This is a genomic window from Lentibacillus sp. (genome assembly GCF_035301925.1).
Lineage (GTDB): Bacteria > Bacillota > Bacilli > Bacillales > Amphibacillaceae > Lentibacillus.
This window is the reverse complement of record NZ_DATGTI010000047.1, coordinates 1-16,160: the sequence shown is the minus strand read 5'-3', so window position 1 is coordinate 16,160 and position 16,160 is coordinate 1. Positions and strand designations below refer to the sequence as shown.

Here is a 16,160-nt window from a genome sequence, read left to right as displayed (position 1 = left end):
AATGTCCGGATTACAGCAAATCTTCAAATTCTCTTTCAGCATCTGATTCACCAGTTAGTGTGATCACGTCAATACCACCCACCGCTTCTTCAATCAGCCCGGAAAAATCGGTTTGTGACTCGAATTGATTCACTTTGTCCCTGGCAGGCCGCGTCTTCGGTGATTTCGGTACAAAAATCGTACAGCAATCCTCATATGGACGTATTGATATGTCGTACGTCTCGATATCTTTGGAAATCTTAATAATATCATCTTTATCCATGGCCACGAGCGGCCGGAGAACCGGATAGTCCGTTACTTCATTAATGACATTCATGCTCTCCATCGTCTGACTGGCTACCTGCCCAAGACTTTCTCCAGTTGTTATTGATAAAATGGATTCCTTTTTGCAAACCTGCTCACTGATCCGCAGCATCATCCGGCGCATAATGGTCATCGCATAATTTTCCGGCATCTCCCGGAAAATATGCTGCTGTAATTTTGTAAATGGCACAACATGAACGTTAATTTTATGACCATAGTGTGTTAATTTTTCAGCTAAATCCAAAACCTTTTGCTTTGCGCGCCCGCTCGTAAATGGCGGCGAATGGAAATGAATCGCTTCGATTTCCACCCCGCGTTTCATAGCCAAAAATCCGGCAACAGGACTGTCGATGCCCCCGGATAACAAGAGCAGTGTTTTCCCTGATGTCCCAACAGGCAATCCGCCCGGTCCCGGGATAACACTTGATGTAATATATGTTGCTTCGTTTCTGATTTCAACTTTCAGCTCTAAATCCGGTCGGTGAACATCGACAGTATAGCCCGTTGTATTGGTTAACAGATGTCTGCCTAAAACCTGATTCATATCTTGTGAGCGAATCGGGAATTTTTTATCAATACGCTTCACCGAGATTTTGAATGTCCGGACATCTGTACTGTTTTCCAGTGCCCATAGCGCGGCATCCTTAATTTCGGTTTCGTCATTTTGGACTTTTATGGCCAGGCTGAGGCTTTGAATGCCAAATACATCTTTACATTTTTCCATAACACGTTCGGGATTGTGTCCATTCAGTAAAACAAACATCCTGCCCTGCGTTCGCTTCACCTTTGTTTCCGGAAAATCTTTTAATTGCTGCTGAAGATTATGTTGCAGCTGCATAATAAAATTTTTTCTGTTTTTACCTTTTAAGGCCATTTCACCATAGCGGATTAAAATATGATCATATTGCATCATTATCTACTCCAGTATTGCTTTTAATTGATTGATTGCCTCTGACAGTGCATTCAAAAATGTATCAATTTCATCCTCCGTCGTATCATAGGAAAGGCTGATTCTAAGTGCAGAGGCAGATCGGTCTTTATCATGGCCGCATGCTGTGAGAATTTTGCTTTCATCCTTCTGTTTGGATGAACAGGCGGATTTTGTCGATATATAGATTCCCTGATCACCAAGCGTATGAATGATCACTTCCGGCTTTAAACCAGGTACCGAAATGTTCATAATATGAGGTGCTGCATTTTCAGGCGTATTGATTGTCACACCGTCCAACTTGCTCAAACGTTTCCGAAGCACCTGCTGCAGTTCGCGCATGTGCTTAATTCCGGTACTTTGCCGTTCCTTTACCAGCCGGAGTGCTTTAACCAGCGATACGGAGCCAGCAAGATTTTCTGTACCCGATCGCATCCCCTGCTCTTGATTGCCACCATGGAATAGCGGAAATAGGGCAGTTTCTTTTTTGACATATAAAATGCCTGTTCCTTTTAAACCGTGAATTTTATGCCCGGATATCGTGCATAAATCAATACCACTATCAGCAAGACTCAGCGGTACTTTGCCCATTCCCTGAACATGATCGACATGGAAAAGTAATTTTGGATGCTGTTTGGCTATTTTGCCAATCGCCTCCACAGGCTGAACAGAGCCAAGCTCGTTATTTACATGCATGACACTGATTAAAATCGTGTCATCCCTGATGGCATCACTTATATCCCTGACTGAAACAACACCGTTATTATCAACCGGGATATACGTAACGTCAAATCCCAATTGCTCCAGACCTTTGAAAGCTTCATCTACCGAAGAATGTTCTACGGTTGTCGTGATAATGTGTTTTCCGCGTCCCTGGTGCTCAAGTGCCACCCCTTTAATGGCGAGGTTATTCCCTTCTGTTCCTCCTGAGGTGAAAACAATCTCCTCAGGCTGCACATGCAGCAATTCTGCCGCCTGTTCTTTTGCTTTTTGCAGCAGTTTTTCGGACTCTCCGCCAAATTGATGGATACTCGACGGATTAGCGAAAAAACGTTCAGATGCCTTCTGAAAACTTTCTAGTACCAACGGATCGGGTTTTGTTGTCGCACTGTTATCCAAATAAATCATAGTCATGACTCCCTGTAAATCTTATCACATTCTACAATAAGCAAGGCCGCTTATCAGAAGAGATTTATCCCGCATTTAAGGACAGATATCTCCCACAAAACGGAAGAAATCTGTCCTTAAATGCCCGGATTCAGTTCGAACCTGCACGACGCAGGTCATAAAGGCGTTGCAACAGGACAAGGAAAGCTGCGATAGCGATAGAAAAAGTACTTTCCTTTTTCGAGCACGCCCGTGAATTTAGCCTTTATTCCTTGGGAGATAAACACTCAACTGAATGTAGTTGAACCTTATGTTTATCCTTTCCATTAAATCAGCTTTTACTTCAATTTTTTATTCTAATTCCAATTCTTCCAGCAGAATATCAATCGAAACTTTGCCGGCGTCATCATTTGTCATATTGGAAAGTTTCCTTGAATTATATTTCTCTTTGTTGGTTATGGCGTATACGCTGCCGGCGTCGTCCGCTCCACTTTGAAACGCCATTTCTTTATTGGCGATCATACCAATTTGTGCTTTTCCGTGTGTCTGTGCCGTCACCGGTGTTTGCTCATCGGAAAAAAACAGAAATGCGACAGTCGTCCAAACACTTATAACACCTGTGCCAAGGAACAGCAGAATGACTCTGAAGCCAGATGTCATATTAATTGGCAGCCTCTTGAAATTCCTCGATATGTTTCAGAGCGCCAGGTTCAACTTCTTCAACGGCTCTTGCTGCCTGTTCAAGCGCCAACTCATATTCATAAGAACGGAATAACCGTTCTGCTTCTGACAGTTTTGCAGCAAGCGCCGGGTCTTGACTGCGATAGCGATTGGCATACTGAATCACCTGTTCCGTTAAATAGGCCTGATCAAGAAGCGTTTCGGTCTGTTCTGCCACATATTCAACAGTGGTTTTCGCTTCGGATAACGCATGCTGAACTTCAGCCATATCAAGCGGCTGTTTTTCCAATGCTGAAAAGACACGGTTATTTCTTTCGGTCGCTTCTTCCATTTTGTTCCAGATAAAATTCGGTACACCCGGAATATTGCTTTTCTTGAGCCGACGATTGACATGATATAACTGCTTTTTCATTTCTGTCAATGTTTCTTTTGCTTCCATTTCGTCTTTCCGCATATTTTGGATCCGTTTTTTGAATTCCTCATGTTGATCCTTTAGTGATTCCAATTTTTCGAATCCATTTTCCAGCTCACTTCGCAAATCTGAATGTGATGTGTTATCATGCTCAATTGAGCTGGTTATGTCTTCAAGCTGGTTGCGCAACTGCGTAATGGATTTGTCCAGCGATAGGAATTTTTCCATATCACCATCTTCAAAATAGTAACTTTGCCGTAATGTCTCCACTTCTTCTTTTGTCACATCAAATTTATTTTCCAATGCAGCCAGTGCATCCTGATAAGGTTTCATTTTCGTATCCACATAATTTTTTGCAAGGGCTTCTTTCTCAAGGAGCTGATACATTTCCTCAATCCGTTCGTCTATTTCAGGGATGATTTCCTTTGCCAGCGATGTATCACCTTTTTCCAGATGTTCCATGCATTCAACAAGCCGGTGCTGGTAATGATGCACCTCTTTTTCAAATCCGAGATGCTCAATCCGGTAGCCGTCATTCTTCATATCACGTAGACCTTTGAATAATTCGTCCAGCTGTTCAGGTAATTCATACTTGCATTTGCGGTAGATGACCGGGAATTCCTCCATTTCTACAGCCAACTCATCCAGTTTCTGTTTCAATTTTTCAACCAGATTCCTTGCTTCCGAATAATCCCCGGAATCGACTAATTCGTAGTAACGGCCAAGTTCTGCCTCGAGCTCGTCTAGTTCAACATCAAATCGCAATTCCGCTTTTCCGAACTGGCTCCGGCTCTGTGAAAGATTTTTGCGCAAAGCTTTTAAATCAGGTTCTATCCTCTCGATGTATTTACGGCTCGATTCTTCTGATTCCATCAATTGATCAAGCTCATCCAGCATGTTCTCGATATCTTTCTCAACTGATTGCAGCGTTTGTTCCGCTGTACGCAGTGTCTTTTTCGCGCTGGGAAAACGATACCGGTCCGCAGCTTCCTCCGCATCAAACAAATACTCCTCAATATCCGGCAGTTCCTTTGTCACAATATACTCCCATCGTTCTTTCCATGACTCGAATTTTTCCTGTGTCTCCCCGGACAGATTCAGATTTTTAATACGTGCCAGTTCTGATGCAATATTGCGGTTCATGATATCCATTTTCCATGCTTCCAGACGATCCACGACATCATAAACCCTTTTTCTTATTATTAATCCAGTGATGATTATTGCAATGATAACAAGAATACTTCCAATGATGTATGCCATAAAATGCCTCCTAACTTCATTCTAATAAGAGGATTTTTCCCATATTTATGTATAAAACCTGTTTCGAAAAATAGTTATCCTTTTTATCAATAATACCACGTTATTGGCATTTTTGGCTAAAAAAATTCAAATAAATAAAGGATTCGACAATATTTTTCAGGAAAACCAGGATAAGCAGTACACAAATCGTTGTTTTTTCCCCGCATGTAATGGTCAGTAAACCGCCAAAAGACGGCGGCTGACTGACCCTAAATGCCCGATTCGGTTCGGGCCTGCACGATGCAGGTCACAAAGGCGTTGCAACAGGACGTTGCGAATTTAGCCTTTGTTCCCCTTCATTCAGCGGGAAAAAAGCGCCACGCTGAATGAAGTTTCACTTTACCTGGATTCACCCGGTTGTTTCCCTATTTTGCTCCACAATATAATCAAGCCAGTTCCTAATCGTCCGCGTGTAATTTTTTACAAATTGGTGATGCGAAAATTCTCCGATAACCTGATCTTTCCATTCGTGCTGCATCAGATAGGGTGTGGTTAACATCCCTTTCAGCTGCATCAGCAAAAACTGGTTATCAATGTGGCGTTTTTTCTGCTCCGGGAAAATCGCATAAAAGGCATTGCTGATTATGTAATTCTCTTTTGCCAAATACGTAACCGTCATTTCGCGGACAAAAACGGAATCCAGCGATAACTCACGATGGATAAAACACGATAATTGATGATTGCGCTGTTTATACTGTATAATGACTTCAATCATTTTTTTCAAGTTATCCAATGGTGTCAGTGATTTGTTTTCCTCACGGGATATTTCGATTGTTTCAAGGTAAGCTTCATAGTATTGTGTTACGGCATACTCAAGCAGTCCTTGTTTACCTTTGAAATAGTAGCTGATCAATGAAACATTGACATCAGCTTTATCAGCTATATCCCTCACGGACGTACCATGGAAACCATTCTGAAAAAATAATGAAGATGCGGCATCGATGACTTTTTGCTTCGTTGGATTGTTTTTCATTGGAACACATGCCCCCTTACTTCTATTTTACGACGAAATAGGGAAAATCCCTTCAATTTTCGCTCGACAAATGTCACAGGTTTTTGTCGAAGTTATAAATGAGTTCAAAAAGGAGGGTAAAAAGGACCGGCAGGCTAAGTTCTCAGGCGTCCTGTGCGGGCACCTGCACTAGGACGTCAATCGCGTCAACGTTCGAGGCGGCGCAGTTTTGAGCACAAGAAAAACTTCATCGAATTCACTTCGCACACAGGAAAAGCGTTCTTCTTTTCCAAGGAGCGGGCTTCTCTTGTTTGTGGTGACTTCGACGTTCGATACAGGACGTGTCGATATTTAGTCTAAGGTCCTCTACCCCGACGTGTCATTGTTACCGGACTTTTTGAACAATCTCTCAAAGAAAGGAAATGAATGTCATGTTTCAAGCAACTGCTTATTCCGGCGACAAGGTAAAAGACTATGAACTGCTGTTAAAACAATTAACCGCTCTGTCAGAAGATGAAACAGATACGATAGCCATTTTATCGAATGCCTCCGCTTTATTAAATCAATTTCTTGATCAAATCAACTGGGTCGGATTTTACTTATGGAAAGACGGTGAGCTCGTACTCGGACCATTCCAGGGTTTGCCTGCATGTATCAGGATTGAATATGGTAAAGGTGTTTGCGGCACTGCCATTAAAGAAGGCAGAACACAACGGGTGGCGGATGTTCTCGCCTTTCCGGGGCATATTGCCTGTGACAGTGCAAGCCAATCGGAAATCGTCGTACCATTGTATTCCAACAGTGATATCTATGGTGTACTGGATATTGACAGCCCGATTAAAAACCGGTTTGACGAAACAGATCAAATGTATCTGGAAAAATTCGCAAGCGAAATCGAGCGTTTAGTACAGCCATAAGCATATGCGGCTGGTGATGGCATCAGCCGCTTTCTATTAGGTATAAGCATTTATCGAAAAGGTTTTGCAGATATTCGCCGATAATGGTTGACTTCAAGCTTCATAACTTATATACTGTTCGTTGTGTAAAATAAAAAGGTAGCCTATGTGAACCGGCATTGGCCCCATTTTGTTCCTCTCCATAGTTTACTTATAGAGAGGTGTATCGTGTAACTCTCTGCTGCTGGAGCGATGGTACATGAAAACAAAATGGACAATGTTCAGGAACACGGTCGTTTATTTTATGCAAATCAACTCATAAAGGAGGAAATGTCCTATGGCACGATTTACCGGTTCAGACTGGAAAAAATCACGCCGCCTCGGCATTTCATTAACCGGAACAGGCAAGGAACTCGATCGACGCCCTTACGCTCCGGGACAGCACGGACCCAATCAGCGCAAGAAAATGTCTGAATATGGTCTGCAGCTGCAGGAAAAGCAAAAACTCCGCTACATGTACGGACTTAATGAGCGTCAATTCCTTAACCTGTTTAATGAAGCGGGCAAAATGAGTGGGGTTCATGGTGAAAACTTCATGATCTTGCTTGAATCCCGCCTGGACAACCTGGTTTATCGTCTTGGCCTGGCTCGTACACGCCGCCAGGCACGTCAGCTGGTAAACCATGGTCACGTAACAGTCGACGGCGGACGAGTGGATATCCCGTCCTATCGTGTGAAACCAGGTCAGACTATTGGTTTACGTGAAAGATCACAAAACCTTGATATCATCAAAGAGGCCATCGAAGTCAACAACTTCGTCCCTGAATACGTCACATTTGATGAAGATAAGATGGAAGGAACGTATACACGTTATCCTGAGCGTTCCGAACTGCCGGCTGAAATTAACGAAGCGCTCATCGTTGAGTACTACTCTCGTTAATAGAATCGCTTCACTGGTTAAAATCCCCAGACCTTTGGTATCTAAAGGTTTTGGGGATTTTATATTTATAAAGTAAAGAAACAACATGTGTTATACCGTTTAAACTGCCAAATATGTATGTATCATGATAACGTTTTAATTTATCAGTTTTAGGATACATATGATTCATAAATCATGATTACCAACAAAATTTTAAGTCCTCCTTTTCCTGCGTTGTCAATGACACCGCCTCAGAAGATATATCGTTTGTCCAAGAGTATTTTGCTTATAAGCTTTATTCTGCAATTTTATGAAATTTATTTGAACTTTTTCGTTAAATGGTATATAATTTTTTTGCAATCGTTTTCAATCAACTAGATTTACACAGGGGGATAACAACATGATAACCTTTTTCATCAGTATCGGACTGCTCATTACCGCCTATTTCATATACGGTAAAATTGTCGAAAAAAATTTTGGAATAGATGATTCACGCAAAACACCAGCCATTGCGAATAAGGACGGTGTTGACTTTGTTCCAATGAAAAAGCAAAAAAACGCCATGATTCAATTGCTTAATATTGCGGGGACAGGCCCGATATACGGACCAATTATGGGTGCCTTATTTGGTCCTGTTACATTTATATGGATTGTGCTTGGCTCCATTTTTGCGGGCGGCGTTCACGACTATTTAACGGGTATGATATCGATTCGCAACAAAGGGGCACATATACCGGAACTCGCTGGAAAGTTTTTAGGGAAATTTTCCAGGCACCTTGTCAATGCATTTGCATTATTGCTCCTCCTTTTGGTAGGAACAGTATTTGCAACAACATCCGGTTCGCTGCTTCATATATTGCTTGATGGCCATGTGGCACTGTGGATTATTTTAGGAATCATTTTTCTTTAATTCTTGTTATCTACCATTTTGCCGATTGATAAGATTATTGGAAGACTGTATCCAATCCTTGGGTCCGTGCTCCTTATCGGTACAATCGGTGTTGGCATTGCGATGTTCACATCGGGAAATGGCTCAGCAATACCTGAACTTAGTCTGGAAAACATGCATCCGGAAAATCTGCCAATATTCCCGATGCTCTTTTTAACGATTACCTGTGGTGCACTGTCTGGTTTCCATGCGACACAATCACCGCTTATTTCCCGTACAGTTCAAAAAGAATCACAGGGCAGATATGTTTTCTACGGCATGATGATTGCGGAAGGTATAATCGCTATGATATGGGCTGCCGCATCGATGAGTCTTTTCCATGGTGAAGAATTAAATGCGCTTATTAATGAAGGGACAGCCTCTGCTGTAGTGAATGAAGCATCGACGACCCTGCTTGGAGCAGTTGGCGGTACCATTGCGGTATTAGGTGTTATTGTACTGCCAATCACATCGGGTGACACAGCGTTCCGTGCAGCCCGTTCCGTTATAGCCGATTATATAAAATTGACTCAGAAAAAAGTGACCAATCGTTTGGTCATAGCAATCCCGTTATTTGTTATTTCTATCATACTGACACAAATTGACTTTAATATTTTATGGCGTTATTTTTCCTGGGCAAACCAATCAACAGCAGCTCTTGCACTTTGGATTGGCACCATGTACTTGCTTATGAAAGAAAAAAACTATTGGATGTCGCTCATTCCGGCATTATTCATTACCGACATGGTCCTTGTATATATATTGAATGCGCAAATCGGCTTCAAGCTGCCATTCCAAATAGCGCATATTGGCGGAATCATTCTGACCGCTATCTTTACAGTTTGGTTTTTCCGGAAAGCGAAACAGAATAAAATAGACAGGGTTGAAGCAGATTTACAGAAAGCTGCTTAATGTGCAAAAATTAAGGGGGGGATGACTTTTCCCCCTTTTATTTTTGCTTTCCACTTTTCAAACCCACAGCATCTTCCTATTTCCTCCATCCAGCTTTTGTTTTTAATAAATACATCATTATTGTTCACCTGAATCCAGGACAACAAAAAGACCATGATTAATAAAATAACTTAATTAAAATGAGGCAATCACTTTCAATTAACTGCCTTTCCATTTTACATTCTATTTGAATAATATATCGTAAGCGTGAAGGATCGTCAGGGAAAGGAGTGATGACGATTCGGGATTCACACCATGAACAGAAAAGTTATGACTCAAGATTTTACGAAATAGAAGCCCGGCTGAAAATATTGGAACAATCATTAGAATCAAAAGCAGATACGAAAGATGTCATCGTAAAAATGGATGAATTGATTAAAGAGAAAGAGCTGATTACAAGAGCTGAATTAAACAATTTTCATAAAAAAGTGGAAGCAACCCTTCAAGCTACTCAAGTCAAATTATTGAAATGGATAATAGCTACGGGAATCAGTTCAGTAGCTGCCATTGCTGCAGTCATACGAATTGTTGTTTGATTATTTTGTTTAAGGCGACGCAGCTAAATAAAGTCTCCTTCCAAGTAAACCTTCTTCTACTTATATAATCGATACGAGATCTCAAAAAGGGGCATAAAAAAATCATTTTCATGCCCCCAAATCCAAATTCACTTCGATTATAGTCATACAATGCAGCACAAAAACCAGCGCTTCACCACAGAGAATGAAGATGGTTCGGATTGCCGATATTGGTTCTACGGCTGGCGAGAAAGGTCGTATTACTATGGTGCGTTGGAGCCCGTTATTGTAGTCTGACTCCAAAGACCACGGTGCACCACCGATTGTGCTCCCTCTTTGGGAAGCACGCATGGTAGATTAACCCTATTCTGGTTGTTGCACCAGCCGCCAATCATAAGTGCCGCAGAGAGGATGTTCTGGCTGTCATGATCGAACGAGCGTGTGGTTTGGATATTTATAAGGATACCATTACTGCATGTATTATCACACAAGACGGGCAAACATCAAATTAGGCTCTGGTGGCTCAGCCTCTTTTGAAAAAAATGAATAATCTGTGTCGTCTTTAGTACGCCTTTTTACTTGAATTAATAAGTTTATTTCATGGTCTTTAGCTGAAACGCACCAGGAAGTATTTCTTCTTCCCGCGGCGGATAATGGTAAATTGATCATCAATGCGATCTGTTTCAGTCACAACATACTGCAGGTCCTGCTGGCGCTCACCATTGATGTAAATTGCACCGTTTTTGATATCTTCCCTTGCTTGGCGTTTGGATGATGAAATTGATGCGTTAACAAGCAGATTAATCAAACCGATGTCTTCCCTGGACGCTTCATATGTCGGTACATCTTTGAATCCTTGTTCAATGTCTGCGGCCGACAAGTCTTTCAGATCACCGCTGAATAGGGAATCTGTGATTTTTTGCGCCTGTTCCAGTGCTTTCTGACTGTGCACCATGACCGTCATTTCTTCAGCCAAACGTTTTTGGGCCAGCCGTTTTTCCGGATTATTTTCAAGTTCAGATTGCAGTTCCTGCAGCTCATCCTCTTCCAGGAACGTAAAATAACGAAGGAACTTCATGACATCACGGTCATCGGTATTGATCCAGAATTGATAAAACTCATATGGGGTTGTTTTTTCCGGATCAAGCCAAATCGCACCGCCTGCTGTTTTGCCGAATTTCGTACCATCAGCTTTCGTAATCAATGGCAGCGTCAGTCCGAATACATTAACATCGTCATCTTCGTTCTCACGGGAACGGCGGATTAGTTCCATACCAGCCGTGATATTACCCCATTGGTCACTGCCACCGATTTGCAATGTACAGTTTTCCTGTTCATATAACTTCATGAAGTCAAGCGATTGCAAAATCATGTAACTGAATTCTGTATAGGAAATGCCCTGTTCAATACGGGCGGACACCGATTCTTTTCCGAGCATGTAATTGATGCCAAAATGTTTGCCCGCGTCACGCAGAAAATCAATAACCGTCATATTGCCAAGCCAGTCATGATTGTTCCGGGCAACGGCGGCATTTGGCCCGTTATCAAAGTCGAGCAGTCTCGCAAGCTGCTGTTTGATTTTTTCACTGTAGCCATGTACAACGGATGATTCATTCAGGGAACGCTCGGTTGATCGACCACTTGGATCTCCAATCATGCCCGTTCCCCCGCCAATCAGCGCAATCGGTTTATGACCTGCTTTCTGGAATCGCTTCAGCATAATGATTGGCAACAGATGTCCGATATGCAGACTGTCGGCGGTCGGGTCAAAACCGCAATATAGTGTCACCTGATTTTCGTTCAGGTGTTTTTGCAATGCTTCCCTGTCGGTTGTTTGCTGAATTAAATTTCTATTATCCAGATCCTGTAAAATGTCCATACTGTCTCCACTCCATTCCAAAAATAATAAAAACCCGCCCCTCAAAATAAGGGACGAGTTCATCTCGCGGTACCACCCTTGTTGCATTCATTCATGCCACTCAGGGTTGTTAACGATGCTTTGCCACCGTCTTCTTTCAATACCAAAAAATCGAAAGAAGAAACTCCAGATTGTAATTCGCCTGCAAGTATATTCCGGCTCGCACCACCCGCCGGATCTCTGTGAAAGGGACTTGCACAACTACTGCAATCCTTCAGCGTTCTTGATATTTATTATTTTCTATTCATACCATAAATGTAACACAAATGCAATATGTACATTGGAAATCTTTATTCAATTGGTTTTCCTGCTGTGCTATAATGGATTTGGTTTAAGGGGAGGTTTACGAATGGATATTAAGCAATTAATCCAAAAATATATACATAAGTTTAAATCACTTTGGGGAAACCTCAAATCGCATCAATATGCTGATAAAGCAAAGTCACTCTGGAAAACAGGCAAAATTCAGAAGACGTCACGCATCAGCTACGATGTCGTTTGGAGTGTTTTATTATTTTTCCTGATTATCACAGTAATCGGCGGGGTTTTTGCCGGCGGGGTCGGTGCCGGATATTTTGCGTCACTCGTCAAGGATGAACCGGTACGCGACTATGAAAGTATGGAGAAAGATATTTATAACTATGAAGAAACGTCATCACTTTATTTCGCTGATGACAAATATATTGGTGATATTCGTTCTGACATTTACCGGGAAGAAGTTTCACTTGAAAATGTATCGGACGTTCTGAAAGATGCAGTCATTGCAACAGAAGACGAGTATTTCAGCGAACATGAAGGTATCGTTCCGAAAGCTATTGTACGGGCGCTTGTACAGCAAGTGACAAATTCGCCAATACAGTCCGGCGGGAGTACGCTGACACAGCAGCTTGTAAAAAACCAGATACTGACGAACGAAGTATCATTCGAACGCAAAGCAAAAGAAATTTTAATTGCTATGCGTCTTGAACGTTTTTTTGAAAAAGATGAAATTCTGGAAGCTTATTTGAATATTGTCCCATATGGACGTGATGCATCAGGCAGCAACATCGCCGGTATCCAAACTGCTGCACAGGGCATATTCGGGATCGACGCTTCTGAAATCAATTTACCCCAGGCGGCGTATCTTGCCGGTTTGCCGCAAAGTCCATCCTACTACACCCCTTTTAAAAACAGTGGTGGGTTAAAGGATGAAGCAGGTTTGCAGCCTGGACTGAACAGGATGAAATCAGTATTAAGCAGAATGTATGAATCGGATTATATTACGAAAGAACAATATGATGAAGCATTGGCATATGACATATCCGCTGACTTTATGGAGGAATTTAAGTCACCAGCTGAAAAATATCCATACTTGACATATGAAGCCGAAAAACGCGCCAGTGACATTATTATGGAACACCTTGCCAAAGAAGACGGCTATTCAATGGAAGATTTAAATAATGATGAAGCACTGAAAGAAGAATACAGTGTGTTGGCTGATCGTGCATTAAGAAGAAATGGCTATCAAATTCATACAACCATTGACAAAGACACGCACGATGCATTCAGGGAAATCGCACAAAACTATGAATACTATGGACCGGACTGGACCGGCTATGTGGAAGATCCCGAAACAGGTGAACAAGTTAAAAAAACACAGCCAATACAAACAGGCGGAATCCTGATGGAAAACGACACCGGACGGATCATCAGCTTTGTCGGCGGACGAGATTACAATGAGGATAACCAATTTAATTATGCGACACAGGCTGAACGTTCTAATGGCAGTACAATGAAACCGATTCTTGCGTACGCACCAGCGTTTGAAAAAGGTGTCATCCAGCCCGGCACACCGATAGCCGATGTGCCAAAAACCTTTGCGGGCGGCTACACACTTAACAACTATGGCGGTGGATATCATGGGATTGTTTCGGCCAGGAAAGCTCTTTACAATTCCTATAACATTCCGGCAGTTGATGTGTACAGCCGGATCAATGACCAGGATCCTGTAAGTGAATTTCTCAAACCGATGGGCTTTACAACGATCGGGGATAAAGAGTATGCCAACCTTTCTCTTGCAATAGGTGCCACGACTAAAGGTGTCACGGTCGAGGAAAACGTGAATGCATTCTCTACACTTGGCAACAACGGAAAATTTGCTGACGGTTATATGATCGAAAAAATTACCGACCAGGACGGTAATGTCATATATGAACACGAACCTGATCCTGTCGAAGTGTTTTCACCTGAAACAGCCTACCTGACACTGGACATCATGCGTGATGTGATTGATCGGGGTACAGGCGCATACCTGAATTCACAGATTAAACACAGCGGTGTTGACTGGGCAGGCAAAACCGGTACTTCCCAGAAATACAAAGACGCCTGGTTTGTCGGTGTTAACCCGAATGTGTCGATGGGTGTGTGGATTGGCTACGAGGAAGGAAAAAGCATTCAATGCCCTTCATGTTCTTTAAGTTACAGCCAGCGAACCCAGAAATTATGGGCCGAACTGGTCAATGCAGCGTCAAACATAAATCCTGATTTGGTTGCGCCGGATAAAAGTTTTGAACGTCCGGATGGCATCGTATCACGAAGCTATTGCGCCATTTCCGGTATGCTGCCGTCAGAGTTGTGTGAGGAAGCAGGCCTGGTTCGAACCGATTTGTTTAATGCCAAATATGTACCGACTGAAGAAGATGACAGCCTTATCCGGGGGTCCTATGTCATGGTCAATGGCAGTGCCGTCATAGCTGGCGAAAAAACACCTGATGAATTTGTTGAAGGGGATGGGCTGACGTTCAATCCCGAATTTCTGAAACGAAAAGGCTATGACAAACTTGGTGATCTATCCATTCTCTTCCCACGAACCAACCGAGAAGCATGGGAAAAGATTGGATTGCCGCAATCTGAAGTCAGCAGTAATGTGATTGAAGATGATGGGGAAAACCCTGCTGCTCCTGGTTCCATCTCGGCTTCAGGCAATGAACTGTCCTGGAACAGTTCAGGCAGCAATGATGTTGTTGGCTACCGGATTTTCCGGGCCAACAACCCGGATGGTTCCTTTAACCTTGTTGGCAGCACAACCGGGACAAGCTTTACCGCTCCTGACAATCATGCCGTGTATCATGTGAAAGCCGTCGACTATTTTGGATTGGAATCGTCAGCATCCAATGAAGTTGTTGTCGGTGATGTTGCCGGGTCTAATGATAAATCGGAGCCAGAAGAAGATACTGAAAGAGCCAGCGAGGATTCAGATGAAGATACCGGTGAGGGAAATAACGGCGGTAATAATCGCGATAGCGGCAGAGATAACGGTGAAGGCAGCGAGAACAATGAAGAAGAAAATACAGATGATGACAACAGCAATAGCGGTGATTAAAACGTAAGGGGGAATCTCCCCCTTATTTTTTATCAAATTTTCCAGCTCCTACTAAAAATCTCATTCAAAATCCTGTATAATTAACGTAATGAAAACGTTATGGTTATCCCATATGAGGATGGTGAAAAGATGGATCATACAAAAACATATCATTCAGCGACACGTGATACACCTAACAGCACGATCATTATCGAAGGACCGCTTCCATCATCAGAGATTAAAAAGTATCGTTTTCATGAGGAATTAACGGCATTTCGTCCCGCACCAAAACAATTCGACGCTATTTTGAGCATTGCTGATTTTCCCGAGGGGCGGATTATAATTGCCAGAACGGAAGATACAATCATCGGCTATGTGACCTATTTGCATCCGGATCCACTTGAACGCTGGTCAAAATTCAATATGGAAAACCTGATTGAATTGGGGGCTGTTGAAGTCATTCCGGCCTATCGCGGTGCCGGCGTCGCATCCGGATTACTGAAAGTTTCGATGATGGATGCGTATATGGAAAATTATATTGTCATCTCCACTGAATATTATTGGCATTGGGATCTTGATGAAATGCGTATGAGTGTCTGGGATTATCGGAAAATGATGGAGAAAATGATGGCAGCAGGCGGACTGATGCCTGCACCTACTGATGACCCTGAAATTATCTCCCATCCGGCTAACTGTCTCATGGTCCGGATTGGCAGGAACGTACCGGAGGAATCCATCAAACGATTTGATAAATTGCGCTTTTTACAGCGGGAAAAATACCGCAATATGAGGGAGGGGTTATAGTGCTTGTAGAGAAAGTCATGAAGACGGAAGTTACAACGCTTCCACCAACGGCCACTATAGTGGAAGCATTACGGCTGTTACAAGAGAATCATATCCGCCACATACCAATTGTGGATGATGAAAAGCAGGTTATCGGGATTGTTTCGGATCGCGATGTACGTGATGCGTCACCATCTGTTTTTGACAATCAATGCGAACACCAGGCAT

General features: G+C 42.6%; 12 protein-coding genes, 1 pseudogene and 1 other annotated feature. Of the genes and pseudogenes, 7 read left to right on the top strand and 6 right to left on the bottom strand.

Annotated features, from left to right (window positions below):
* Positions 1-10: 10 nt before the first annotated feature.
* From thiI to refZ, 5 genes are all read right to left on the bottom strand, one after another.
* On the bottom strand, positions 11-1,213 hold the full coding sequence (thiI, locus tag VK080_RS04160) for a tRNA uracil 4-sulfurtransferase ThiI (RefSeq protein ID WP_324223524.1): 1,203 nt from the start codon (positions 1,211-1,213) through the stop codon (positions 11-13).
* Between the two features lie 6 nt (positions 1,214-1,219).
* Positions 1,220-2,359: a cysteine desulfurase family protein gene (locus tag VK080_RS04155; protein ID WP_324223505.1), complete on the bottom strand. Its 1,140-nt coding sequence runs from the start codon at positions 2,357-2,359 to the stop codon at positions 1,220-1,222.
* 330 nt (positions 2,360-2,689) lie between these two features.
* Positions 2,690-2,998: a hypothetical protein gene (locus VK080_RS04150; RefSeq protein ID WP_324223504.1), complete on the bottom strand. Its 309-nt coding sequence runs from the start codon at positions 2,996-2,998 to the stop codon at positions 2,690-2,692.
* Position 2,999: 1 nt separating this feature from the next.
* On the bottom strand, positions 3,000-4,691 hold the full coding sequence (ezrA, locus tag VK080_RS04145) for a septation ring formation regulator EzrA (protein WP_324223503.1): 1,692 nt from the start codon (positions 4,689-4,691) through the stop codon (positions 3,000-3,002).
* Between the two features lie 388 nt (positions 4,692-5,079).
* Positions 5,080-5,703 (bottom strand): forespore capture DNA-binding protein RefZ, encoded by a 624-nt coding sequence (gene refZ / locus VK080_RS04140; protein ID WP_324223502.1) that lies wholly within the window; start codon positions 5,701-5,703, stop codon positions 5,080-5,082.
* Between the two features lie 410 nt (positions 5,704-6,113).
* Between refZ and VK080_RS04135 the strand changes: the two genes are divergently transcribed.
* The 4 genes and pseudogenes from VK080_RS04135 to VK080_RS04120 all read left to right on the top strand — a co-directional run bounded on the left by VK080_RS04135 (position 6,114) and on the right by VK080_RS04120 (position 9,912).
* Entirely contained in the window at positions 6,114-6,599 is a 486-nt protein-coding gene (locus VK080_RS04135; protein WP_324223501.1) for a GAF domain-containing protein, read from the top strand.
* A 316-nt stretch (positions 6,600-6,915) separates the two neighbouring features.
* Positions 6,916-7,518, top strand: coding sequence for a 30S ribosomal protein S4 (gene rpsD, locus VK080_RS04130; RefSeq protein ID WP_324223500.1), 603 nt, complete (start codon positions 6,916-6,918; stop codon positions 7,516-7,518).
* Between the two features lie 379 nt (positions 7,519-7,897).
* A pseudogene (locus VK080_RS04125) lies at positions 7,898-9,337 on the top strand (carbon starvation protein A).
* A gap of 272 nt (positions 9,338-9,609) precedes the next feature.
* Positions 9,610-9,912, top strand: coding sequence for a hypothetical protein (locus tag VK080_RS04120; RefSeq protein WP_324223499.1), 303 nt, complete (start codon positions 9,610-9,612; stop codon positions 9,910-9,912).
* A 586-nt stretch (positions 9,913-10,498) separates the two neighbouring features.
* Here VK080_RS04120 and tyrS read toward each other — a convergent pair.
* Positions 10,499-11,770 carry a tyrosine--tRNA ligase gene (gene tyrS / locus VK080_RS04115; RefSeq protein WP_324223498.1) on the bottom strand — a complete coding sequence of 424 codons (1,272 nt, stop codon included), beginning with the start codon at positions 11,768-11,770 and terminating at the stop codon, positions 10,499-10,501.
* A gap of 46 nt (positions 11,771-11,816) precedes the next feature.
* Positions 11,817-12,036: a binding site (T-box leader), on the bottom strand.
* Positions 12,037-12,158: 122 nt separating this feature from the next.
* On the opposite strand from tyrS, the gene VK080_RS04110 reads away from it, so the two are divergent.
* The 3 genes from VK080_RS04110 to VK080_RS04100 all read left to right on the top strand — a co-directional run.
* Positions 12,159-15,170: a transglycosylase domain-containing protein gene (locus VK080_RS04110; RefSeq protein WP_324223497.1), complete on the top strand. Its 3,012-nt coding sequence runs from the start codon at positions 12,159-12,161 to the stop codon at positions 15,168-15,170.
* A gap of 129 nt (positions 15,171-15,299) precedes the next feature.
* Positions 15,300-15,953: a GNAT family N-acetyltransferase gene (locus tag VK080_RS04105; RefSeq protein WP_324223496.1), complete on the top strand. Its 654-nt coding sequence runs from the start codon at positions 15,300-15,302 to the stop codon at positions 15,951-15,953.
* Positions 15,953-16,160 (top strand): CBS domain-containing protein (locus VK080_RS04100; RefSeq protein WP_324223495.1); only part of this gene is annotated, 208 nt, incomplete at its 3' end. The genes VK080_RS04105 and VK080_RS04100, both read left to right, overlap by 1 nt.